Origin of the sequence: Pseudomonas paraeruginosa PA7 (genome assembly GCF_000017205.1) — a bacterium.
Lineage (GTDB): Bacteria > Pseudomonadota > Gammaproteobacteria > Pseudomonadales > Pseudomonadaceae > Pseudomonas > Pseudomonas paraeruginosa.
On record NC_009656.1, the window covers coordinates 146,698 to 170,854 of the forward strand.

The following is a 24,157-nucleotide window of genomic DNA, read 5'->3' on the forward strand; positions in this document are numbered from 1 at the left end:
CGCTAAATCGGAATTCAAGGTCGGGGAAGCGAAGCGGCTAAAATAAAATTTCGGCGCTACCAGCCGTTGGTTGCTAGCTGTTACCACACGCGTCTGATAGACATCTCCAGTATTTCGCTCGGTTCAGCAACTAGTTCTGGACAGGTGCCGTGATGACCGCGAAAGGGAGAGTGATGGCCTCGAGGTGAGTCACCCTTCTTAGATACCTAAAAGCCTCAACGGTGGTATTTGGCCGGCTCCTGACCTCCGTCATTCGCAGCCCCCGGCCAGTAGCAGACGTCCTAACCAAATGCTCTGTTGGAGAACACCGCTAGTTTTCTCTCACCAGCGCGGTGAATTGCCCTGAGGTAAATCAGCTCCAGCAGGGGCTGGGCGTTCTGTGCCAGATAGGGCCACGAAGCATGCTGGTCAAATTCGATGCAAGTGACTGGTCAGGTCGAATGCAAATGAGCGGGAAAGTCTGTCCAATTACCCAGCGAGAAAAGCCCGTTCGCCTTTCTAGTGCTACGTAGGCTCTACTGTCGCAGCATCCTCTTGCCGCTCCATAGAGTCAGAACTGATCTTGATACGAGCATTGAAGCCAGGATACGCAGTGCTAACGTCGTCGAGGATGGAGTTGACCAATTGCAATCCGTCATCAAGCGTTGGTTCGAGCTTCCGATGGAAAGGTAGTGGAACACGATGGAAACGGTGCAACGGATTCAGGCAGTGAGTGAAGTTGCTGTCTCGCATGGCGCCCCACTGTCCATGAACGAAGCCTGAAGCCCAGCCGTAGTACCGGTCATAATCTTCCTTGGTGCCTGACTCCTCTGCCAGTTTTCGAAGATCTTTGCCACACCAATGGCCTAGATCGATCTCGACGTATTCTTGGAAGTAGTCTTCATTCGCCAGGCGTTCCAGGGTTTCCAGGGTTACGAATCGAGGCCTTTCGCCTGTCATCTCCTCGTGCTTGAGCAATGCGAGCTTTGCCTGGCCGGCGCCATAGGATCGGAACTTCTTCCACATGGCGTCATCGCCGCACCGAACCAAAAATGCCAACGAAATCCTGCACTCTGTAAGCGCACGAAGCAGGAGCCTGCCGGCAATGCCTTCGTTCAATGGGCCTGAACTCATTTCCGCAAAACAGGACAGCGCGAAAAAGCCGAAACCAAAGACGCCGTCCTGCTTAGGGTCTATCCCAGAAGTGCTTAGAGTTGTAAACCAGTGTTCAAGTAAAGCTTTCCGGACCTCAACGAGCCCCAGCCGGACAGCCTGAAGATCATTTGAGGGCTTTTCTCTGGGCAGCAACGGAGCAGGAGTGCAACCCGTTTGTTGCAGCATGTCGGTCCAAAATGACTCAGACCATGAGCTTTGACCCAGATGAGTGAACGTCATCTCCATGGCCCTGATAGAGGGGCGAACGCTCCTCATATCTCCGCGATTTGGATACTCAACAATCTCTAGAAGGTGCTCCTCAAAACCTGCGGGGAACAGCATTTCTCCCAAGGCGATTTTGAACAGAATGCTGACCCAGCGAACGTCTGTTGCTTCTTGAGACTGGTGGTCGAAGGTCTTTTGAACAGCCTGCCCAAGTGTCTGCCAGTCATCTTCGATTGGTTCGCTACCAAGTGCAGCTTTCCACCAGGTAATACCTGGAAGGTTTTCCAGAAGGAGTAGGGGGCGTAGGGCCTGAGCACCTGCGTGGCACCGCAATACTCGGCCAACGAGCGCTTCAAAAAGCTCACGCGGTTGAGCGGGAAGATGGGTGTGTCTCAGCGTCCAACCTGTCGCCTGCTCCCGTTCGTCTTTGCGATAGCGAAGACCTAACGCGGCAATGTCACGGAATGCCTCAAGCGCCTGATCCCTGGGGATGACTGTGATCACGAGGCTGGCCCATAGCATCTCGGGTAGACGGTCATTGACCCAAGATGAAAAGCTCACCCCCTCTAGCTGCAGCATTGGGGGCACGAGAGCTTTACCGACCCTTTTGTGGCCGGCGAGCGGTGTCGTGATCTTGCCTGAACGACTCTTCTTCTTTTTCTTGGTCATTTGCCGTTCCTACTCTCGGGTCTGGTTGGCTCTCGCAACGTTGCGGGTGACGATTGTGAGACGAAGCATGCCTACAGCTGGGGCGGGTCAGAACTCGGTTTTCTAATCTTCCATTTCGAACTCGAGTGCCTTTAGCACGCCGATGAGAGCCTGGTCGCAGCCTTCTGCAAGATGGAAAAAATGAGCTCGAAAATTACCGTGGGTAGTACGGGCCTCGCGAATTGCGACCTCCTTTTTCTCATGGGTCGCGTGTCCTCGGATCTCATTGCGAAGCTCATGGAGCTTTTTCATAGGAGCCAGCAGTTGTTTGGCAGCCTCCTCACTCAGAGTGCTTCCAAGCAGAATTTCATGAAGAAGCTTCAGCGAGCGCCACACAGGCTCTATTTCTCGCCCTTTTTCTTGGGCGATCTTTCGCAGAGGCTTATCCAGGAAGCCCTCCACCAGCAATTGGTCGAGCGCCAATATTTCATCTCCCCATTCTTTCGGGGAGTCGGTAGCCGGGGCCAGTACGCTATCCATCAGTGCATCGCCTCTCCGGTTCCACCATTCCGGGCAGGCCTTATCCAGTGCTCTCACCTTATTTCTTAAAGAATTTAAGGGGTCGTAGGTCGTACACCACTGCCCCTCTATATCCGTCCGATGGGCTCGTGCCGAGATGGATGACTTCGGCCATTCGTTGAATGCCTTCCAGTAGTTTTGCTCTGCAATAGGAAGCTTGGCGAGGTCGCCGATGTAAACGTGGACTTGGCCTGCCTCATTTATGTCGTATGACTTGATGTGCCAAGCTCCGCGGCAGGAGATGCTTCGGTCTTCGAGCGTGTATTTTTCTGGGTCGGCCTTGAAGCGCTGGAGAACCTCAGGCCTAAAGAATGCGGGAGAGATTTGCCACGGCAGGTCGCTTTGCTCGAAGTAGCTGACGATATGAAGCGGGCTAGCGGATGTCTCGACATTGCGATCATTTTTGCGGTCGTAAATTTTGAAAACTGCATACTCCCGGTCAGGGGCACCTTCAAAATCCCTGCGCCACGCCTCTTCCTGTTCAGCCAGGGTTGTTCGTGAGCGCACAACCATAGCGCCGTGCATGAAGCTGGCACGAGCGGCTGAACCGCCATGGTAAAAAAGATCCTCCCCATCGCGATGGTAGCGGCTTACGTCATTCCAGCCGCTGAAGCTACCGCGAACGGTCCGCGTGAAGTCAAACTTGATAACCAGCGCTAGATCCGCGACTGCCATGTATGTGTCCAGATCTTTGCGAAGGATCGTTACGACTTCTCTACCTTCCAACTGCTCATCGATTGGAAGCGTCAAAACCCGTATCACATCCTCGATATCCCCGTTGCCGTCTAGGCGACAGTAGGCATTCCGCTCGGGGATATAGTGAATGTCCAGGCAGTGGACGAGTTTCTGGCTGACTTCAATTGGAGCCGGACCTTTGTGCACGCCCGAAAGATATCGCCTTGTGACGAGCGTCTCGCCGCCAGAGAGGGCTGATACCCGGTCATTCGGAAATGGTGGCTCTAGGTATACGCGGTAACCTTCAGCCGCGTTCCAAGACTTTTGAATCTTCCAAGCTGCATCAGTGCAAAGCGACGTATTCTGAAGCGCGCCTCCGTCAACCGGTGTGACGTTAACGGTTGGTACGAGAGCTCCGACGATCAATACCGCGGGAGCGGATGCATAGATGACGATCTCATCAGCATTCGCATTCGCGACCAGGTACTGCGAGGCTTGTTCAGCATCCACGTACCAATGATCATCTGGATTCATTGGCGCGGTCGCGAGCGCAATTAGGTCCTTGGCTTCAAATCGGCGCATCTTCCCTCTCGCACTACCATTGGTTCGGTGGAGCTTAATCTCCGCTCCGGCACTATACAGGTCAATCCCATAAAGGTTCGCAAGGCACCTTGGCTAACCACGCTCTACTCTCCAAAGCCAATAGGCTCACGCACAGTCGACAGGCTTTGTCACATGCTGCCGTGTGAGGGTTGATGAGAGCGACCGCTAGTGGCCCAGGCTGTGTAAAAACGTTGGCATCGACCTTGCTGTGATTTGATGGATTCGAAATCAGCGGGGGCGCCAATGAAGCGTTTTATCCAGGGAGAGCATCGAGGCCAAAGCGCGCTGCTTCCCGAGAGCCTGGATGACTACGTGGCGGACACCAACCCGGTGCGGGTGGTCGATGTTTTCGTCGATGAACTCAACCTTGGCCAGTTGGGTTTCGAGGGCGTCGTCCCGGCTGAAACAGGTCGCCCCGCTTACCATCCTGCCGACCTGCTGAAGATCTACATCTACGGCTATCTCAATCGCATCCAGTCCAGCCGCCGTCTCGAACGCGAGGCTCACACATCGGTGTCTAGGGGTTGACTTAATGGATAAGGACAGGCTGCATCTACTGCTATGCGCGGCCCAGCCATGCCTACTGGGACCTCTCGCCGGGGATCGATTTCGAGACCCGGCTGATCGCCAAGAGCAACGTCGCCAGCGCGCTGGAGCAGGAACTGAGCAAGCCCGGCTATCGCTGCGCGCCGATCAACCTGGGCGCCAATACCGACCCCTACCAGCCGCTGGAACGCGAACGCCGCCTGACCCGCCAGGTGCTGGAGGTGCTGCTGCGCTTCCGTCATCCGCTGACCATCGTCACCAAGGGCTCGCTGATCCTTCGCGACCTCGACCTGCTGCGCCAGCTGGCCGAGCAGAACCTGGTGGCGGTGATGATCAGCCTGACCACCCTCGACGACGAGCTCAAGCGCATTCTCGAACCGCGCGCGGCGGCGCCGTCGGCGCGGCTGCGGGCGATCCGCACGCTCAGCGGCAACGGCATCCCGGTGGGCGTGCTCTGCTCGCCGATGATCCCGATGGTCAACGACATGGAGCTGGAGCGCCTGCTCCAGGCGGCACGGGACGCCGGCGCGCGCAGCGCCGCGTACATGCTCCTGCGCCTGCCGCGCGAAGTCGGCCCGCTGTTCGAGGAATGGCTGGCGGCGCACTACCCGCAACGCGCCGAGCATGTGATGAGCCTGGTCCGCCAATGCCGTGGCGGCGAGGTCTACGACAGCCGCTTCGGCCACCGCTTTCGCGGCCAGGGGCCGTTCGCCGACCTGTTGGCGCAGCGTTTCGCGGTGGCGCTGAAGCGCCTCGGGCTGGACCGGCGCACGGGATTCGGGCTGGATTGCAGCCGGTTCGCCGTGCCGGGGGCGCAGATGGCGCTGTTCTAGCGTTTTCCCCGACGAGCAGGATTCGGGTAGGGCGAGTATCGGCGGATTACCCACCCATCAACGACAACGGCGACCCGGAGGTCGCCGTCGCGTTCTGCCGTAGCGAGGCCGATCAGGCCTTGGCGCAGCTCGGCGGCGCCCAGTCGCCCATGTCCGGGCTGTTGCAGACTTCCCGGATCATGCCCTGGCCCTGGGAGGCCACCTTGTTGCCTTCGCTTTGCGCGTCCTGGGCCTTGCGGATGGTCTGCTCGGTGGCGACCGCTTCCTTCGGCACCTTGGGATTGCTGCCGGTCTTGGGCTTGTTGCCGCCTTTCGTAGTGCTGGCGCGGTTCTCGGCCTCGGCGACCTTGGTCACCTCGGCGCGCGGTACGCCGACCTGCTGCAGGTCTTTCTCGTAGGCCTGGGTGTAGTTGCTGATGTTCTCGCCGGCGCGGCCGTTGGCGGCGACCAGCAGGGCGTTGGTCTCCTGCAGGCCGCTGACGATCTCGGCCAGGCGCTTGCGCCCTTCGGCCTCGTTGATCGACTTGTTCTTGCGGCCGTCGAGCAGGGCCTTGAACTGGCTCTGGTAGCAGCTCTGCGCCGACTTGGCGTAGGCCACGCTGCGGTTGATCTCGACGGTGCTGCGGTCGACGTCGGTGCCGTAGGAGCCGATGCGCGCGCGGTCGTCGCTGATCTGCTTCTGCTTCTCCATGTAGTAGCCCGCCGCGCCGCCGGCCAGGGCGCCACCGGCCGCGGCGAGGGCGGCATTGCGGCCACGGTTCTCGTCGCTGGCCAGGCCGCCGGCCAGGCCGCCCAGCAGGCCGCCGGTGATGGCGCCGGTGATGGCCGAGTTGCGCACCGCGTTATCGGTGCTGCGCAGGTGTCCCACCGGCTCGTAGCAGGACGGGTAGTACTCCGCGCGGGTGGTCTGGGCGACCGAGCCTACGCCGCTGCTGGCGCAGCCGCTGAGCAGCACGCCGCTGGCGGTCAACAGGCAGAGCGCGTAGCGCGCCGAGGTGATCAAACGGTTTTCGCTGGGTTGGCTCATTGCATCTCACTCCTGGTTTGACGAACCGTCCGGCTGCCGAGAGGTGCCGGACGGAGCTCCTTCAACGCCCGCTGGACGCGAGCAATTCCTTCAATACCGCCTCCGGCTCGGCCCGGTGCTGCTGGCGATAATCTCCGACGTGTTTGACGAACAGGGTCGCGCGCTTGACCAGGCTCTTGCCCAGAACCGGGTTGCGATTGAGTTCTTCCTGGATGCGCTGGAACTGCGCCTGGATCACCGCGTCGGTGTAACGGGTGCCGGTGGCGAGGTTGTCGATGTAGATGGCCAATGCGCCGTCGAGGGCGCTGCGCCCGTTGGCGATGGCGCCGGCATAGAGTTGGGCGGTCGCCTGATCCCTGGCTGCCACGGCTTTCTCCCTGTCCTTCTTGAGGTTGGTCAGGCGTATGTTGTAGTTGTTGATCGTCTCGGCGACCAGTGCCGCCGACTGTATCAGGTTTCCGGCGGCTTCTTCGCGCTGCCGGGCGATCAACGAAACGTTACGCTTGAGTTCCTCGTTTATCTGGGCCAACTGCGCCTGCATCTGCGGGTCGCGGGTGGCGGCAATGATTCCGTCCAATTGCTTGGTGGGATCTTGAGCGTCATCGATGGCATCGGTCAATGCCGCTAGTCGGCCTTCCTTCTGCCATTGGGCGAACAGCTCGGGATAGCGCGAGCGCGGCGCGGACAGCGCGCCGATGGCGACGCGGAAACCGGTGGTCGCGTTGCGCTGTTCGCTGCCGTCGGCGGCGAACAGCGGATATTCGCGGCGCATCCCGGTGAATAGAGTCATCTCGCCTTCGAGATAGTTCCCGCCCTTCACCACGAAACCGCCATAGGTGCCCTGCCGGCGACCGGCGTGGACCAGCTGGAAGGACTCCTGGACCATCTCCGCGGCGTTGCCGATCACGTCGTACAGGCCCAGCGGGTTCGGCCGCTTCATCCCCACCGGCAGCAGCCGCGCGGCCTGGCCGGTGCCGCCGGCGACCTGGTTGTACACCGCCCAGTCGGCCAGCGGGCCTTCCTGGTCGCTGCCCTCGACCTTGCGCGGGAACAGCCGGCCTTCCAGCTCCTGGCGGCTGACCGCCTGGCCGCCGCGCGCGGCGAACTCCCACTCGACCTCGGTGGGCAGACGGACGAAACCGGTGCCGCCGTCCTCGGGATTCTTGCCACGGCCGCTGACCGGCAGCAGGTCCGGGTGGTTCTTCAGCAGCCAGGCGCTGTACACCGCGCCGAAGCGTTCGGCGTCGAAGCGCGAGAGGTCGACCTTGGGCAGGCGCGCGGCCATTCCGCTCGGCACGTCGCAGGCCGGCGCCTCGCCCTGGCCGGAGAGCGCGGCGGCCTGGCTCATCACCGCGGCGTACTGGCGGGCGGTCACCTCGTACTTGCCGATGAAGTACAGCATCGGCTTCAGCGGGGTGCCGGCGGCGGGCTTCGGCAGGCTGGCGGAGAGCTTCTGCTGCCAGGCCGGGGCCAGGTCGGCGAGACTGAACTGGCCGTTCACGTAGTCGCGCCGGTAGCCGGAGATGAACGATTGCTGGTAGCCGGCCTCGCCTTCGTTGAAGGCGTAGCCGAGATTGACCTCGCGATCGTCGAGGGCGCCCTCGGCGAGCACGTAGACGTGCCGGAAGACCATCTCGCCGCCGCACGGCAGCGGCAGGGCGACGTCGTCGGCCAGCGGCCTGGGATTGTCCGGCGGGTCGCCTTCGGCCCAGGCCGGCGCGGCGAACCCCAGGCAGGCGCCGAGGGCGAGCGGAAGAATGGCTTTCTCAAACATCGCGTAATCCCTCTGCGGCTTCGATCCGCGCCGCGCGCCAGCCGCCGCTGGCGGCGGCCAGCACGCTGCACAGCAGCGTGGCGAGCAGCGCCGCCAGGAAGTGGCTGGGCAGCAGGCGGCAGACGAACTCGCCGCTCTGGTTGTCGAACAGGTGGTTCAGCGCGCCGGCCGCGGCGGCGTACAGCAGCCCGGCGAGAAGCAGTCCGAAGAGAGCGCTGAACAGCGCCAGGAGCATGACGAAGCCGACCAGCGCGGCGGTCGGGAAGCCCAGCAGGCGCAGCACCGCCAGGGCGCGGCGCTTGCGCTCGACGGCGGCCAGGCTGCTGGCGGCGATGGCGGCGAAGGCGCCGCCGATGGCCAGCGCGGCGACGATCCAGAACACCAGTCCGAGGTTGCGGCTGAGGCTGCGCACCTGGGCGATGGCCTCGGCCTGGGTGGCCACTTCCACACCGCTGGCGACGAAATGCCGGCGCAGCCCTTCCACCGCGTCGAGGTCGCGGGCATACAGGCGGAAGCCCGGGTAGATGCGTTCGCGCGGTGCTCCGCCGGCCTTCCCCGGCCAGCCGTAGGCGGGCACGGCGCGTCCGTCGCGGTAATCCTCGGCGGCTTCCAGCAGGGCCAGCGGGGCGAACAGCGCGTCGCGGGCGAAGCGTTCCTGCGGCAGCACCGCCAGTACTTCCAGCTCCAGGCGCTGGCTCTGTGCCTGGCCGTCCATGCGTCGGCCGATGCGCGCGACGATGCGCTCGCCAGGCTGGGCGCCGAGCTTTTCCGCGGCGCCGTGGCTGAGCACCACGCGGGTCGGCCGGTCGGGTTGCGGCAGGCCGGCCAGCAGCGGGTCGCCGGCGGCGCTGGGAATCATCTCGACACTGAGGACGGTCTCGCCGCCACCGCTGAGGTCGGCGCTGGCGGCGATCTGCCGGGTGCGCGGCACGGCGAAGGCGACGTCCGCGCGTGCGGCCAGGGCGGCGATGTCCTCGGCGCGGTAGCGGGCGCCGCCGACCGGAATGATCTCGCGCACCGAAGGCGCGCGTTCCAGGCGTTCGGTGAGGGTGCCGACCAGGCCGTACTTGAGGCCGAACAGCACCAGCAGTGGAGTGATCACCGCCGCCAGGGCGAAGATCGCGCAGAGCGACAGGCGCGCCTCGCCGCGATAGTCGGCCCAGGCCAGCGAGAGCAGCAGGCCGGCGCGCATCAGCCGGCATCCTCGAGGCAGGCGCCGACGCTGTCGTCGGCCTCGCGTTGCCAGCGGATGGCCAGGACCTCCAGGCCGGCGGCGCGGGCCAGGCGCTCGTCGTGGGTGGCGACCACGGTGCAGGCGCCGCGCTCGCGGGCCTGCTCCACCAGCAGGCGCATCACCCGTTCGGCGTTCAGCGGGTCGAGCGCCGCGGTCGGTTCGTCGGCCAGCAACAGGCGCGGCGCATGCACCAGGGCGCGGGCGATGGCGACCCGCTGGCGCTGGCCGACCGACAGCGCCGCCGGTTTCTTGTCCAGCTGGTCGCCGATTTCCAGTCGCTCGGCCAGCGTCTGCACGCGCTCGGCGGACGGGGCGCCGAGCAACGCGCAGGGCAGTCCGATGTTGCGCCGCACATCGAGGAACTCGAGCAACCCGCCGCTTTGCAGGACGTAGCCGCAGTGCTGCCGGCGCAGCGTCGCCAAGCGGTCCTGGCGGCCGTCGCGCCAGAGCGCGGCGATGTCCTGGGGGCGCTCCCCGGCGAGGAATTCGAAGCGCCCGCCCGGGTCCGGCGCCAGGGCCAGCGCCAGCAGGTCGAGCAGGGTGCTCTTGCCGCAGCCGCTGGGGCCGACGATGGCCAGTTGGCGACCCGCGCGCAATTCCAGCGCCGGCACCCGCAGGCGGTAGCGCTGGCGGCCGGCGCCGTGGCTGCGGGCGACCTCATGCAGGCGCAGGATCATGGCAGGGTCGACAGCGGCACGCGGTACAGCGCGTCGCCGGCGTCGGCGTCGCCGAACCGGACCCAGTTGGCGACGTCGTTGTGGAAGGTTTCGTAGAGGCGGATCTTCGACTCCAGCTCGTCGATGAAGTCCTGCTGCTCGGCGACGCTCAGCGACAACCAGAGGTCCTGGGTCATGTTCAGCGACTTGCTGCGGTACGGCAGGCCTTCCAGGTATTCGCCGAGCACGCCGCTCTGCGCCAGGTTGCTGCCCTTCACCAGCTGCGCCGGGTCGCGGCTCATGTAGGCGCTGGCGCTGGCGATCTCCTGGAAGAAGTCCTTGGGCGAGGTCTGGGTGCGCTTGGCCGCGTCGACGATCAGTTTCAGCGACTGTTGCAATTCGTTGAGTTGCAGCTTGCTCAGCAGCACGCAGACCTGGAACGCCGGCAGCGCCGGGTTGGTCAGGTCGCGGTCGGCGGTCCAGGCGGTGACGACCTGCGGCGCGCGCACCGGGTCGCGGCGGCCGAGGAATTCCATCTGCATGGCGTAGCCGATGGCCGCCGACTTGCTCGCCACGCTCGGCGCGGCGTCGAAGCGCGGCGCCTGCGGCTTGCGGTTGCCGGCGTCGTGGACCAGGTCGGCGAACACCGTGCCGATCTCCTTCACCGTGTTGCCGAAGGCGTTCACCTCACCGCCGGCCACCGGGATGTAGAGGTCGGCGATCTTCGGGTTGGCGTCGGCGGTGAGGCTGCGGTACTGCTGCTCGGCGTAGCCGTGGTTGTTCTTCCCGGCCGGGGTGCGCAGGTGCAGGGCATAGATCTTCACGCCCTTGCGCAGCGCCGCCTGGCGGACCTCGGCCTCGTTCATCTGGGTGCGCCCGAGGGGGTCGTTCTTGCGCAGCGCGCCGGCGTCGGTGACCAGCAGCACCACGCGCCCGGCATAGGGCGACCAGTCCATTTCGTCGACCGCCTGCATGATCCCGGCGAAGGCGTCCTCGTTGAACGAGTGGCTGGAGACGTCGGTGGCGCGCACCTGGCTGCTCAGCTCGGCGAAGCGCTGTGCGTCGTTGCCCGGTTGCAGCGGCACCAGGGTCTTGCTGACGTATTCCAGGCCGGGGGTCTTGTCGGTGTTGTTGCGGAAGCCGACCAGGCCGAAGCTGACCTTGTCCAGGTCGCCGCGCTCGCCGATCTGCCGCTGCAGGCCATCGATCACCTCGCGCACGCGGTCGATGTAGGGCTGCATCGACACCGAGGTGTCCACCACCAGGACGATGCCGGTGCGGAAGGTGTCGCTCGCCGCGCCGCTGGCGCCGCCCTGCCCGGCCTGGCCCGGCGCCTGGGGTGCCGCGGCGCTGCCGCCGGGGTCGATCGAGGCGACCTCCAGCAACTGCGCCGGCTGGCCGTCGGCGTCGAAGCTCTCCTTCGAATCGAAGATCGGCAGCAGGTAGAACTGGTCCTGGGGGATCGCCCGGTCGTTGGGCTCGACCGCGACCACCTGCGGATCGCCCTCGTGGTCCACCGCCTGGGTCAGGGTGTCGCGCGCCGCGCGGGTATCGCCGAGCAGGCGCTCGACCTGCTCGGCGCTGTTGAGGAACATCACCGGCGCGCGGCCGGAGCGTTCGGTGAACTTCAGCACCAGGCTCTGCTTCCAGTCGCTCACCGCGCTGGCCGGCAGCCAGCCGTCGCCCGCGCCGTTGCTCGAGGCGCCGACGCGCAGCCAGGGGCTGCCGCCGACCTGCTTGCGGGCGTACACGTAGAGCACCGAGAAGGCCGGCACCGCGCCGGCCCGGGGCGGGCCGCCAGCCTCGGCGGAGATGGCCGCGCCGGGCTTGGTCAGGACGCGCTGGAACAGGGTCTTCTTGCCCGGCATCAGCAGCGGACGCTCGCCGCCGTCCTGTTCGGCGTCGGCCATCGGAGTCTGCTGCGGCGGCTTGTCCGTCGGCGTCTGTCCCAGCGGCGCTGGATCGGCAGCGTTCGGCGCGTCGCCCGAGCCCAGCAGCCACCAGGCGCCGCCGCCGATCGCCAGGAGCACGGCGGCCGCGGCGGCGGCGATCAGCGGCGTGCGGCTGCCGCCGGCACGTGGCTTCGCCGGCGGCAACGGAGGCGGCGGGGGCGATGGCGGTTTCGCCGCTTGCGACGGCGGAGGTGGAGGCGGCGTGGCGCCGCCGGCGCTGGGCGTGACCGGCGGCAACTGGATCGACACCGGTTGCAGGCCGCCGAGGTCGGCGGGCGGCATGGGCGCGGGCCCGGCCGGCGGCGGGTCGGTCGCTCGCGGCGAGCCCTGCGGCGTCGCCAGCGGACGGATCTGGGTGGCTTCCAGGGCGCTCGGCGCCAGGCGGTCGAGGGCGGCGATCAGCGCGCCGGCGGTGGGGAAGCGCTCGGCCGGGTCCTTGGCCAGCAACTGGCGCAGGATGTCCTGGTAGCGGCCCTGCTCGATCGGCAGTTCCGGCAGCGGCTCGGTGAGGTGGGCCAGGGCGGTGGAGAGCGAATCCTTGCCGTTGTAGGGCAGCTTGCCGGTGAGGATCTCGTAGAGCACCACGCCCAGCGCGTAGAGGTCGGCGCGGCCGTCGATCTCCTGGCCACGGGCCTGCTCCGGGCTCATGTAGCTGGGGGTGCCGACGGCGAAGCCGACCTGGGTGAACTGGGTATTGTCCTCGATCGACTTGGCGATGCCGAAGTCCGAGAGCACCGCGGTGCCGTCGGCGCGGAACAGGATGTTGGCCGGCTTCACGTCGCGATGCACCAGGCCCTGGGAGTGCGCGTAGCCGAGCGCGGCGGCCACCTGCCGCACGTAGGCCAGGCCCAGCTCAGGATCGAGGCCCTGCTGGATACGCTCCTTGAGCGTGCCGTTGGGCAGGTACTCCATGGCCATGTAGTAGCAGCTGCCGACGTTGCCGATGTCGTGGATGGTCACCGTGTTCGGGTGCGACAGCCGCGCCAGGGTCCGACCTTCGCGCAGGAAGCGTTCGGCGAAGCTCGGGTCGGCGGCCAGCGCCGCGGCCATGACCTTGAGCGCCACCTTGCGTTGCAGCGAGCGCTGGGTGGCCAGGTAGACCGTGGCCATGGCGCCTTCGCCCAGTTCGCGTTCGATGTCGAAACCCGGAAGTTCTATGTCCATGTCCGTCTCAGAAGGCCCTGACCACCAGGGCCGTGATGTTGTCCGGGGCGCCGCGGGTCAGGCCCAGGTGGACCAGGCTGCGCACCACCGCGTAGGGATCGCTGTGGCCGAGCACGTCGCGCAGTTCGCTGTCGTCGGCGGTCTTGTTGAGGCCGTCGCTGCAGAGCAGGAAGCTGTCGCCGGGCAGCACGTGCAGCGCGGCTTCCGAGAGCTCCAGTCGCTCGTGCACGCCGACCGCGCGGGTGACCACGTTGGCGCGCGGATGGTGGCGCGCCTCGTCCTCGCTGATCAGGTCGTTGTCGAGCAGTTCCTGGACGTAGCTGTGGTCCCGCGAGATGGCTTCCAGCACGCCGCCGCGCAGGCGGTACAGGCGGCTGTCGCCGGCCCACAGGCAGCTCGCCTGGTTGCCGCGCGCGGCGAGCAGCACCAGGGTGCTGCCCATCACGCTGACGCCGCGCAGGCCGGCCTCCTGGCGGACCCGCTCGTTGACCTGGGCCAGGCCGGTGCGCAACGCGCCGACGTAGGCCGGTAGCGAGGAGGCGGCGGGGATGCGCCGCAGGGTGTCGACGATCAGGCTGCTGACGAAGTCGCCGGCGGCGTGGCCGCCCATGCCGTCGGCGACCACCCAGAGCCCGGACTCGGGGGCGTCGAGGCTGGCGTCCTCGTTGACCTTGCGGACCATGCCGACGTGGCTGTAGCTGGCCGATCTGTAGTAGCTGACTGAGTTGGGCACCATCAGTTGTCCTTAACCGGGTATGCCGGGAAAGAGCGGGATCACCTCGCCCTCGCCGGTGAGAAATCGTCCGAACGCCGGCGCCGGCGGCAGTCCCTGGTAGCGCATCAGGCCTGCGGAAATCCGCGCCGAGCCGCGGCCCCACCAGTGGCTGGCGCCGTCGCAGGCGTGCTGGGCCAGGGCGGCGAGGCGCTGTGCCGGGGTCGCCGCCTCGCTGCGCAGCAGGTTGCCGCTGATCAGCGACTGCTCGATGCGCGGGCCGCAGGGCGGCGCCGGGAGCTGCGCCACCGCCTGCTCGAAGGCTTCGACCTCGGCTTCCGGTTCGAGGGTGGAGAGCAGCAGGCCCTCGACCTGCTCGAACCAGCCGTCGTCGCCGCCGACCAGCGCGCCGAGGTCGGCGTTCGCCGGCAGCAGGCAGGCCACGGTGAGCGGGAAGTAGCGGCCGACCCGGTCGATGCTCGGCATCACCACTCCGGCCACCGCATCGTCGCCGAGCAGGCCGGGGGCGATGGCGAAGCGCCACAGCGGGCTGGTCAGGTAGGCGTCGAGCCAGGCCGCGCCGAGTTCGTCCTGGCTGGCGCGCATGCCGCTGGCCAGCCAGGCGTCCCAGGGCTCGACGAAGGTGTTCGGCAGGCCGCGGCTGACGAAGTCGCCGCGGCCGGCCAGCTTGCCGTAGAAACCGACGCTGTTCAAAGGCGCTCCGGGAGGCTGAAACCGGACACGACCCGGCTCTTGAAGGGGTTGAAGGCGCTGCTGGCGCGCAGTTCGCAGGCGATGCTGGAGCCGTCGATGCGCAGCCGCAGGGTGAAGCGGTCCGGCGAGTTGCCGCGCTCCAGGTCCGACTGGTCGAGCAGGCGGAACCAGGCCCAGGGGCCTTCCAGGGTCAGCCCGGAGCGGCCGCTGCTGGGCGCCGGCGTCACGGTCAGGCGGACCACGCCGAGGCCGTTGGCGCTCGGCCACTGCATCGCCACCGGGCGGCTCGGGCCGTGGTCGTAGGTCAGTTGCTGGCCGTCGAGGTCGAGGATGAACTGGCTGATCGCCGCGTCCATGGTCACCGGCTTGAGCTCGAAGCGCACCGTCGGTTGCATGCCGCCGGAGCGGAAGAAGGCGTCGCGGATCGCCGCCGCGCGCTGGAAGGTGTGCAGCACGCCGGGGTTGATGCCGAGCTTCTGCGCCGCGCCGGGCTGCCAGCGCCAGGTGCTGGCGGAGGTGTCGACGTAGGGTTGCAGGTACTGGCGGAAGTAGCTGTCCATCACCCCGCCGGCCCCGAAGAAGTGGCCGAAGTCCTCCAGGGTGGCGTCGCGCGAGCTGCCGGCGGCGATCGGGTAGCGCCCGGCCAGGGATTGCCGGTAGACGCTGACCACGTCGCTGATCCACGCCGCGTTGAGCTGGTTGCGCACGCTGCCCATCATGCTGCTGGTGGTGGAGTTGACCACCTTCTTCACCAGGCCCTGGACCACCGGCGGCTGGCGCTCGGCGCTCAGGGCCACGCGCGAGGCGGCGGCGGCCACCTGGTTCTTGGCGTCGCCGAGCAGCGAGTCGCCGCTGGCTCCGGCCATGGCGCTGACCTGTACGTAGAGGGTGTTCATGTCCTCCAGCAGGCTGTCGATCGGCGCTGGCTCGTTGCCGCCCTCGCCCTTGCTGACCAGGCTGTTGAGTTCGGCGAAGTGCGCGCTGATCGGGTCGCTGTCGGCCTGTTGCGGCTGTTCGCGGACGCCCTCCTCTTCCTGGCCGACCAGCGAGCCGAGGCGCTGCTTGAGCTTGTCCACGGTGCCGTCGGCGGCCTTCTTCACCTGCGCGGCGACCAGCCGGTCGCCTTTCTGCAGGTCGGTCTCGCGGGCCACCGCCTCGAGCAGCTTGCGGAACGGCGAGGTCGGTCCGGAAAGGATGCGCAGCACGTCGGCGGCCTGGGTGACGTTGGTGATCGGCACCACGGTGAGGTCGGCGAGCAGGTCGTCCCACTGCCGCAGGTAGTCCTGGAAGTACAGGCGACGCACGTCGAGGGCCAGGTTGGCGGCGTCGCCGGCATCGTTCAGGTCGCGCCCGAGCACCCACTGTTCCTCGGCGATGGTGCCGGCCTGGCTGAGGCTGGCGGTGAGGAACACCTCGCGGTAGCCGCGGTAGGTGAAGAAGCCGCTGAGCGGGTCGGTGAGCGGCTTGCCGCTCTTGCGCGCGAACACCAGCGGCGCGTCGCGGCCGGCGGCGTCGCTGATGCGGAAGTCGGGCACGTCCTTGGGCAGCCTCTGCCGCTTGACCCGGTCGTAGACCCGCTGCGCCACCGGCAGTTGCTGCAACTGGCGGCGCAGGTCCTCGACCAGGTCCTGGTCCAGGCGCGCCGACGGCGGCCGCCGCTCGAGCAACGCGTCGAGGTGCGCGTGCAGCGCCTGGCGCTGTTCCGGCGAGAGGTCGCGCGGCAGGTTGCGTTCCCAGTCGAGGCTGATCCAGGCCTTGATGAAGTCGGCGTCGTAGTGGTCGGGGCTACCGAGCATCAGGTAGGCCTTCAGGCCCTCGTAGAGGAAGTCGCTGCTGCCGCCGGAGCGCAGCTGTTCCTCGATGCGGGTCACCAGGCGCGGGGCGAACACCGCGATCAGCAGCTTGCGGTAGACGCTGGCGGACTCCTCGCCGAGCATGTCGCCCTGGTACAGCCCGTAGCCTTCGGCCCAGCCCGGCGCGTCGTTGGCGAGGTTCTGCACCGCGTTGAGCTGCGGCAGCACGGCGAGCACGTCGCGCTGCGCCGGACTCAGCGACTCGATGCCGCGCGCCAGCGGGTCGACGCGCTGGTCGACCGCGGCGATGTAGCTCTGGTTGGCGCGGTAGCTGGCGATCCATACCGCCGTCACCGCCAGCACCACCAGCGCGGTGGCGCTCAGCGCGCCGATGGTCAGCCACTTGCGGCGGCGCTCGACCTTCGGGTTGGTGCCGACCAGCCCGCGCTCGCCGAACGCCACTTCGCGGAACAGCCGCTCGATGAAGTAGCTGCGCCCGGTGCCGGTCTGCCGCGCCAGGTGCTGGCGGTCGAGGTTCATCGACTGCGCCATGCTGCCGATCAGGCGGTCGATCGGGCTGCCTTCCTGGGTTCCGCTGGTGAAGTACAGGCCGCGCAACAGCGGGCGTTCCTCGTAGGGGTTGGGCTTGAACACGCCATTGAGGAACTCGCCGAGGCACTCGCGCAGGGCGGCGAACTGCTGCGGGAAGCCGTAGACCAGGTCGCGCCGCGCCGGGTCGCGTTCCTGCTGCAGGCGCTCGACCAGGCGCGCGGTGAGGCGCTGCTCGAGCAGCGCGAACTCGCTGGCGAAACCCGCCAGCGGGCCTTCCGCGCTCTTGCCGTCGTCGAGGGCGAAGGTCATTCCCCAGACCTGGGCGCGCTCCTCGCGGTTCAGGCTGTCGAAGAACTCCATGAAGCCCGGCACCAGGTCGAACTTGGTCAGCATCACGTAGATCGGGAAGCGCACGCCGAGCTGCTGGTACAGCTCCTGGATCCGCGCGCGGATCGCCTGGGCGTGGGCGGCGCGCTCGGCGTCGCTGCCCAGCAGCAGGTCGGAGAGGCTGATGGCGATGAACGCGCCATCGATGGGACGGCGCTTGCGCTGGGTCTTGAGCAGGTCGAGGAAGCCCAGCCAGGCGGCCTTGTCCACCTGGGCGTGGCTGTCCTGGGTGGTATAGCGGCCGGCGGTGTCCAGCAGCACCGCTTCGTCGGTGAACCACCAGTCGCAGTTGCGCGTGCCGCCGACCCCGCGGATCGCCCCGGCGCCCATCTGCGCGGCGAGCGGGAAGTCCAGGCCGGAGTTCATCAGCGCGGTGGTCTTGCCCGAACCGGGCGGGCCGATGATCACGTACCAGGGCAGCTCGTACAGGTTGCGCCGCTCGCTGCCGCCCAGCTTGGCCCGCTTGAGCAGGGCCAGGGCCTCGTCCATGCGTTGCTTGAGGGTCGCCAGCTCTTCGGCGGTGGCGACGCTGGCGGCGTCCGGCGCGCTGACCTCGGCGAGACTCTGCATGACCTTCGCCGCGTTGCGCCGGGCCTGCACGATGCGCAGCACGCGGAAGCCGATCCAGACCAGGAACAGCAGGGCGATCAGCACCCAGCGGCTGGTCGCCGAGGCCAGCGGCTCGTAGTTGCCCAGGCGCAGCAGCGGGCCGAGGAACCAGATGACCAGGCTCAGAGCGAGCAGGCCGAGCACCGGCACCACCCAGCGCGTGAAGAAGTTGAGGAAGCCTTTCATTGCGCACCCTCCGCGAATACGGTGATTTCCACCCGGCGGTTGCGTGCGCGGCCTTCGGCGCTGGCATTGGTCGCCACCGGCTCGGTGTCGCTGCGCCCTTCGGCGGTGAAGCGGCCGGCTTCGCCGGTGGTCGCGCCGAGCAGGTCGGCGACCTCCTGGGCGCGGGCCTGGGACAGTTTCCAGTTGGACGGGTAGCGCAGCGTGGCGATCGGCCGGTTGTCGCTATGGCCGGTGACCAGCACCTGGCCCTTGACCTTGCGCAGGGCGTCGGCGATGCGCAGCAGCAGCGGCTGGAACTCGTCGCGCACGCTGGCGCTGGCGCTGGCGAACAGCTCGTCGCCGCGGATGGTCACCACCGAGCGATCGACGGCGTCTTCCACCGCCACCCGCTGGGCCTTGATGTCCTCGGCGAGGAAGCGCGCCAGGCGCGGCCGCTCGATCACCCGCGGCTGGATCGCCGGGCGGTCGATGGCCTGTACCGGGATCTCGCCGATGGCGTGGATGCGCCTGAACACCGGCTCGGCGTCGGCGGCCAGCTTCATCCGCAGGCCGAACAGCAGGGCCAGCAGCAGGGCCAGGCCGATGGCGATGCCGACCCACGGCGGCAGGTATTGCGAAAGGCGGTCGCGCATCACGCTGAGGCCGCGCCAGTGCGGCGACAGCTCGCGCTCGTATTCGCCGCGGGTGCTGCGGATCACCGCCGCGGTGCGCTCGCGCAGTGTCTCCAGCTGGCTGCGGCCGTCGTGCATGACCCGGTAGCGGCCTTCGAAGCCGAGGCTGGTGCACAGGTACAGCAGCTCCAGCAGATGCAGGCGCTGGTGCGGGTTCTGCAGGCAGTGCTCGAGCAGCTGGAAGACCTTCTCGCCGCCCCAGGCCTCGTTGTGCAGGGTGATCAACAGGCTCTGCTTGCCCCAGTCGCTGGCGCTGCCCCAGGGCGTGCTGAGCACCGCTTCGTCGAGGGCGGTGCAGAGCACGTAGCGCGCCAGCATCACTTCGTCCGCGGCGACCCCGGCCTGGCGCGCCTTCTCCTCGAACTGGCGCAGGTAGCCGAGCAGCTGTGCGCGCAGGCTGGCCGGCGCCGGGTGGGCGATGGTGCTGCGCAGGCGGGTGAGCATCGCCAGCAGCGGGCCGGCGGCCTGCTCCAGCGGGTTGAGGCCGTCGCCCCGGCTGGCCAGCGGTGCCAGGCTGGCCATCGGCGGCGGCGTGTAGGGGTCGCCGGCGCGGGGGCCGCTGGCCGGTTCCGGCGCGCGACCGCCGGGGCGCGGCATGATCATGGTGCGGTCGTCGGGCGGGCTTCCGTTGCCACCGCCGGCCGGGGTGCCGAAGGGATCGTCGATGGGGGACATCGTTGCTTATCCTCGAATGGCCCAGAAGGCCAGGTTCAGCCCGGGGAACTGGCCGGCGATGTGGAAGGCGAAGCCGCCGGAGTGCGTCAGCTGCTTCCAGTGCGCGCTGCCGCGGTCCAGTTCGAAATAGGTGGAGCCGGCGTGGTAGGGGATCTGCCGCGGCGCCACCGGCATCGGCAGCAGGCCGATGCCCGGCAGCTGCAGGTTGACCAGGTCGCGGATGTGTTCCACCGAGCCGACCTTGGCCTGCTGCGGGAAGTGCCCGCGCAGGGTCTCGCCGGGCACGTCGGCGCGCACCACCAGGATGAAGCTGGCGTTGTCGATCAGGTTGCGGTCGCTGAGCATGGCGACATGCACACCGTAGGCCTTCTCGACGATCGGGATGGCGATCGCCTTGGCGTCGATCACCGTCGCCAGCGCCTGGCGCAGGGCGAGCATCACCGGGGCGAAGCTGGCGGCCAGGTCGTCGTGGTTGTACACCGGGTACTCCTCGGGACGCCGCTGGCTGGCGGTGAAGGTGCAGAACTCGCCGGCCAGGGCCACCAGCTCGCGGTACAGCTCCTGCGGGTGCAGCGGGCGCACGCGGGACAGGTGGCCGGTGAGCGCCTCGGCGCGGTTGACCAGTTGCAGCAGCAGGAAATCGGCGATCTCCGAGGCGCCACCGGCGCTGGAGGCCACCACCCGTCCGGCGAGGGCCTCGCCGCGCTGGTGGAGCAGGCCCAGCAGTTCCTTGGCGAAGGACGCCAGGGGCGGCGCGGCGGCGATATCGAGTACCGGCGGCAGGTAGTCCTCGTCCAGGCTCAGGGCCTGGTCGGCGCGCTTCTCGCGGACCCGCGCGATGCCCAGCGCGGCGTACTCGCCGAGGCCGTCGCGCTCGGTCAGCAGGCGGAACGCCTGGCTGCCCAGGGCCACCGGCGCGCGGCTCTCGAAGGCGGCGTTGTCGTCGCGCACTTCCTGCACCTGGCTGACGTAGCGGGCGCCGCCGAGGGCCTCGCCCTCCTCCGCCGTGTCGCGGGTGCCGACCCGTTTCAGCGGCAGGCCGAGGTAGACGATGCCGTCGCGCAGGCTTTCCTCGACGTTCAGCGGTGCCGGCGCCGGGTCGTCGGCGGGGATGTTGAACGGCGTACCGTCCGGCAGCACGCCGCGGGCGCTGAGCACGGCGAGCTTGCCCTGGGTCAGCAGGGCGTCGTCCAGCTTCAGTTCGGAGAAGCCCCAGCCACCCGCCAGGAGCGAGCGGCAGCGGCCATCCACCAGGGTTTCCAGGTAGCGGTCGTGCTGCTGGAAATGTTGCGGCCGCAGGAACATGCCTTCGGACCACACCACGCGGTTATTCCAGGACATAGGGAACTCCGGAGGTTCAGGGCGCGGGACGCGCGACGATGCCGATGGCCTGCGCGCCGAGCGTGACGTCGAGATGGCTGGTGCGTTGCCCCGGGATGTCCAGGACCTGGCGCCAGGTGGCGCGGTCGAGGTCGCGGTAGGCGGCGACGAAGCCGAGCTGGCGGGTCTGCTCGTCGAGGGTGCGCTCGATGCGCCGCTCCTCGCCCGGACGCAGGAGGAACTCGTCCTGCTCCACCAGGTCGCCGCCGAGCGTGGACGGCGCGTTGTCGGTGAGAGCGAAGTAGTCGGCGCGGCCGAACGCGGTGTCCTTCTTCAGCTCGTACAGCCGCAGGCGCAGCGGCGCCGCCTGGCCGGCGGCGGACGGGTTGAGGTTGGGCGCGGCGTGGAGCCAGATCACCACCCGCGTCGGCGGGGTTTCCGGCGGGCTGGACGAGCAGGCGGCGAGCAGCAGCCCGAACAGCGCGATCATCAGTTTCTGCATGGTGTCGTCCTCATTGACGTTGTTTCTCCTGGTGTTCGTCGGCGTCAGGAACGCCGTAGTCGAGCGCTGTGTTCCTCGTAGGCGCGGCTGAATTCGCGGCCGAACAGCTCTTGGAAGTCATCCTCCGCCTCGCGCAGGATCTTCGCGTACAGCTCGGTGAAGCTTTCCCAGTTCTGTGCCTGGCGGGCCCCCGGCAGCAGGCCGGAGAGCCCGGCCGGCTTGCCGAAGCGGGCTTCCAGCGCGGCCGGTTCGAAGCGTGCCAGCAGGTGGCGGATGGCCGCCTGCACGCCGGCCATCACTGCCAGCTGGTGCGCCTTGAGATCCTCGAAGCTGTCGGCCACCGCGCGGTCCGGCGCCATGAACGCCTGGTTGTCGCGGCGCAGCAGGAGCAGCATGGCTTCGTCGACGTTCGGCGCGAATTTCAGCGGGTTGTTCTGCACCGGCTGGATCATGGTCTGCGCCATGCGGAACTCGCCCTTCAGGCTGGCCCGCGCACGCAGCACGTCGACCAGCCCTTCCACCAGGCCGCGATAGCTGCGGCCGATGGCTTCCATCTGCGCCTCGGCGCCGGCCGGGTCGACCTTCAGCTGGGTCATCCCGGCGCCGCGCAGGAACGCCTGCAGCAGGTCGGCGCCGGCCGTGGGGGCGGCGCTTGCCGGCGGCGTCGGCGGCGCCACGCTCGCTGGCTGTGGCTGTGGCTGTGGCTGTGGCTGTGGCTGTGGCTGTGGCTGTGGCTGTGGCTGTGGCTGTGGCTGTGGCTGTGGCGGCTGCTGGGTGATCCCGGGGTCGGCGAAGGGCATCGCCAGGGGTGCCGGCTCCGGCGTCGGCAGCGGCGTGGCGAGGGGTTCCGTTGCAGGCGCCGGGCCCGCAGCGGGCGTATTGCCGAGCAGCTCGGCGAACGGGTCCCAGTCGGCCGGAATCAGCGGCGCACCGCCAGCGGGCGCTGGCGCCGGAGTGATCGCGGGCGGTGGCGGGATCACCGGTTCCGGCGGACGGAAGTCGTGCTGTTCGGCCGGCACGTGGTCCGGGCGCGGTGCCGCGCCGGGCGGCGGCGGGGTGAGGAAGTCGAACAGGTCGGGCCTGGTATCCAGCGGCGAGCCGCCCTGGAAATGCGCCGCCACCGCCGGGTGCGGGGTGGCCGCCGGCTCGGGAAATGCCGGCGCCGTGGCGGCGTTCTGCCGGCTCATCAGCGCATCGAAGCTGGTGAATGGATCGGTCTGCGGGTTGCCGCTGCCGGGCAGGGCGATGTCGTGGCCGAGCTGGACGAGGATGTCGTACTCGCCGAGGCGGACGGTCTCGCCGTCCTGCAGCGGTTCGCTGTTGCCGCGGCGCAGGCGATGTCCGGCGTTGACCAGCAGCACGCCGTTGGTGCTGGTATCGGTGAGGTAGTACACCCCGTCGCGGTTGAGGATGGTGCAGTGGCGGCTGGAGACCAGGCGCTCCGGGTCCGGCAGGACCCAGTCGTTGTCCGGGCCCCGACCGATGGTCAGCTGTCCCTGGTCCAGTACCTTTTCCGAACACTGACCGGGGGTCAGCTTGTGGTAGCTGGTGATGGTCAATCGCAGCGGCATTGCTACTCCTTGCATTGCCAGCGCCCGGCTCTTCCAGGCGCCCACCCTCGTGCCCGAGGGGTTTCGGTTCGCATCCAGGCTGGCCCGATGGCTTTCCGGCGTTTCGTCGCCTCGGGAAGACACATCGGGTTGTACCGGATTATAAAAGACTAATCCTACGTCTTTAAAAGATTTGTCCGATCTGCGGTGTCATGCAACTAGTGGCCTTGTGCCTTCCTTGACAAGCATTGCGGCATGCCACAAGAATTTTGCCAACCTTTCGAGTCATCCGATATTCATCAATGGCTCCTACAAGATCCGACGGAGTGGATCTTACAAGCGAAGGTGAGGGCCGCGTAGCGGCTCCGATGATAGGGAGATCGTCACCGTGCTGGATGTACCCGTTTTGCTGGCCGCCGTAGCCCCGGACTCGCCCTGTGGCGAGGACCTGGAGTACGACGCCGCCTTCCTCGAGCTCGAACGCATCGCCCAGGGCCAGCCCGAGCGGCAGATGGGCGACGCCGTGTTGCCCGCCGAACCGCCGGAGTGGCCGCGCGTGCGCGCGCTGGCCTGCGAGCTGTTCGGCCGCAGCAAGGACCTGCGGGTGGCCAACCTGCTGCTGCAGAGCAATGTCGCCCTCGACGGCCTGGACGGGCTCGCCGAGGGCCTGTTGCTGGTCCGCGAACTGCTCGACCAGTACTGGGACGGGGTCTATCCGCTGCTCGACGCCGATGACGACAACGACCCCACCTTCCGCATCAACGCCCTCACCGGCCTGGTCGCCGAGCCGCTGCTGCAACTGGTCTGGGCGATCCCGCTGGTGCGCTCGCGGGCGTTCGGCCCGGTCAACCTGCGCGCCGCGCTGAACGCCGCCGGCCTGCAACGCTTCGCCAGCGAGACCCTGAGCCCCGAGCAGATCGCCGGCGCCTTCGCCGATGCCGACGCCGATGCGCTGGCCGCCACCCGGCGCGCCCTGGAAGGCGCCCAGGAACATGCCCTGGCCATCGAGGGCGGTGTCGCCGAACGGGTCGGCTCGGCCCAGGGCCTCGACCTCGCCCCCCTTCGCCAACTGCTTCGCCAGGCCCTCCAGGTGTTCGACCTGTACGGCCCGCAGGGCGCCGGCGCATCCGTCGTGCCGGGCGCCGAAGCGGCCCCCGCCGAAGAGCCCGGCGCAGCGCCTGTCGCCGCCGCCGTGCCGGCAGCGCGCGCCAGCGGCGAGATCGGCAACCGCGAGGATGTCCTGCGCCAGCTCGACCGCCTGCTCGAGTATTACGTTCGCCACGAGCCATCGAGCCCGGTGCCGGTGCTGCTCAAGCGCGCCAAGACGCTGGTGACGGCGGACTTCGCCGAAATCGTGAGAAATCTCATCCCCGATGGGATCACTCAGTTCGAAACCCTGCGGGGCCCGGAGAACGAGTAACGCCTAGCGGCCGTCC

15 protein-coding genes and 2 pseudogenes are annotated in these 24,157 nt (G+C 67.6%); 3 read left to right on the forward strand and 14 right to left on the reverse strand.

The window, feature by feature from the left end; all coding sequences use genetic code 11:
• Positions 1–504 precede the first annotated feature (504 nt).
• Together PSPA7_RS00665 and PSPA7_RS00670 are read right to left on the reverse strand one after the other, a co-directional pair.
• On the reverse strand, positions 505–2,028 hold the full coding sequence (locus tag PSPA7_RS00665; RefSeq protein WP_011979119.1) for a DUF5677 domain-containing protein: 1,524 nt from the start codon (positions 2,026–2,028) through the stop codon (positions 505–507).
• A 102-nt stretch (positions 2,029–2,130) separates the two neighbouring features.
• On the reverse strand, positions 2,131–3,843 hold the full coding sequence (locus PSPA7_RS00670) for a hypothetical protein (protein ID WP_003150565.1): 1,713 nt from the start codon (positions 3,841–3,843) through the stop codon (positions 2,131–2,133).
• A gap of 264 nt (positions 3,844–4,107) precedes the next feature.
• Here PSPA7_RS00670 and PSPA7_RS30610 point away from each other — a divergent pair.
• Both PSPA7_RS30610 and PSPA7_RS00680 read left to right on the forward strand, forming a co-directional pair.
• A pseudogene (locus tag PSPA7_RS30610) lies at positions 4,108–4,380 on the forward strand (transposase); the annotation flags it as partial.
• A 29-nt stretch (positions 4,381–4,409) separates the two neighbouring features.
• A pseudogene (locus PSPA7_RS00680) lies at positions 4,410–5,243 on the forward strand (PA0069 family radical SAM protein); the annotation flags it as partial.
• A gap of 112 nt (positions 5,244–5,355) precedes the next feature.
• Here the strand turns inward: PSPA7_RS00680 and tagQ are convergent.
• From tagQ to tagH, 12 genes are all read right to left on the reverse strand, one after another.
• A complete protein-coding gene (gene tagQ, locus PSPA7_RS00685; RefSeq protein ID WP_011979121.1) occupies positions 5,356–6,270 on the reverse strand; it encodes a type VI secretion system-associated lipoprotein TagQ in 915 nt (304 codons plus the stop codon).
• Between the two features lie 61 nt (positions 6,271–6,331).
• Complete coding sequence (gene tagR / locus PSPA7_RS00690; RefSeq protein ID WP_011979122.1) at positions 6,332–8,044, reverse strand: type VI secretion system-associated regulator TagR; 1,713 nt, start codon at positions 8,042–8,044, stop codon at positions 6,332–6,334.
• Positions 8,037–9,236, reverse strand: a complete 1,200-nt coding sequence (gene tagS, locus PSPA7_RS00695; protein WP_011979123.1) for a type IV secretion associated ABC transporter permease TagS — start codon at positions 9,234–9,236, stop codon at positions 8,037–8,039. The genes tagR and tagS overlap by 8 nt, the downstream gene beginning before the upstream one ends.
• Positions 9,236–9,955 carry a type IV secretion associated ABC transporter ATP-binding protein TagT gene (gene tagT / locus PSPA7_RS00700; RefSeq protein ID WP_011979124.1) on the reverse strand — a complete coding sequence of 240 codons (720 nt, stop codon included), beginning with the start codon at positions 9,953–9,955 and terminating at the stop codon, positions 9,236–9,238. Before tagT ends, tagS begins: the two co-directional genes overlap by 1 nt.
• Positions 9,952–13,050, reverse strand: a complete 3,099-nt coding sequence (gene ppkA, locus PSPA7_RS00705; RefSeq protein ID WP_011979125.1) for a serine/threonine protein kinase PpkA — start codon at positions 13,048–13,050, stop codon at positions 9,952–9,954. The genes tagT and ppkA overlap by 4 nt, the downstream gene beginning before the upstream one ends.
• 7 nt (positions 13,051–13,057) lie before the next feature.
• On the reverse strand, positions 13,058–13,786 hold the full coding sequence (gene pppA, locus PSPA7_RS00710) for a serine/threonine phosphatase PppA (RefSeq protein ID WP_003157819.1): 729 nt from the start codon (positions 13,784–13,786) through the stop codon (positions 13,058–13,060).
• Positions 13,787–13,795: 9 nt separating this feature from the next.
• Positions 13,796–14,476 carry a type VI secretion system-associated protein TagF gene (tagF, locus tag PSPA7_RS00715; RefSeq protein ID WP_011979126.1) on the reverse strand — a complete coding sequence of 227 codons (681 nt, stop codon included), beginning with the start codon at positions 14,474–14,476 and terminating at the stop codon, positions 13,796–13,798.
• Positions 14,473–18,003 carry a type VI secretion system membrane subunit TssM gene (gene tssM / locus PSPA7_RS00720; RefSeq protein ID WP_011979127.1) on the reverse strand — a complete coding sequence of 1,177 codons (3,531 nt, stop codon included), beginning with the start codon at positions 18,001–18,003 and terminating at the stop codon, positions 14,473–14,475. The genes tagF and tssM overlap by 4 nt, the downstream gene beginning before the upstream one ends.
• Entirely contained in the window at positions 18,000–19,349 is a 1,350-nt protein-coding gene (locus PSPA7_RS00725; RefSeq protein WP_011979128.1) for a DotU family type VI secretion system protein, read from the reverse strand. The genes tssM and PSPA7_RS00725 overlap by 4 nt, the downstream gene beginning before the upstream one ends.
• A 6-nt stretch (positions 19,350–19,355) precedes the next feature.
• The gene (gene tssK, locus PSPA7_RS00730; RefSeq protein ID WP_011979129.1) at positions 19,356–20,690 is read right to left on the reverse strand and encodes a type VI secretion system baseplate subunit TssK; all 1,335 of its coding nucleotides are present in this window, start codon (positions 20,688–20,690) and stop codon (positions 19,356–19,358) included.
• 16 nt (positions 20,691–20,706) lie between these two features.
• On the reverse strand, positions 20,707–21,171 hold the full coding sequence (tssJ, locus tag PSPA7_RS00735) for a type VI secretion system lipoprotein TssJ (RefSeq protein ID WP_011979130.1): 465 nt from the start codon (positions 21,169–21,171) through the stop codon (positions 20,707–20,709).
• 44 nt (positions 21,172–21,215) lie between these two features.
• Positions 21,216–22,742: a type VI secretion system-associated FHA domain protein TagH gene (tagH, locus tag PSPA7_RS00740; protein WP_011979131.1), complete on the reverse strand. Its 1,527-nt coding sequence runs from the start codon at positions 22,740–22,742 to the stop codon at positions 21,216–21,218.
• Positions 22,743–23,109: 367 nt separating this feature from the next.
• On the opposite strand from tagH, the gene tssA reads away from it, so the two are divergent.
• Positions 23,110–24,141 carry a type VI secretion system protein TssA gene (gene tssA, locus PSPA7_RS00745; RefSeq protein ID WP_011979133.1) on the forward strand — a complete coding sequence of 344 codons (1,032 nt, stop codon included), beginning with the start codon at positions 23,110–23,112 and terminating at the stop codon, positions 24,139–24,141.
• The last annotated feature ends 16 nt before the right edge of the window (positions 24,142–24,157 follow it).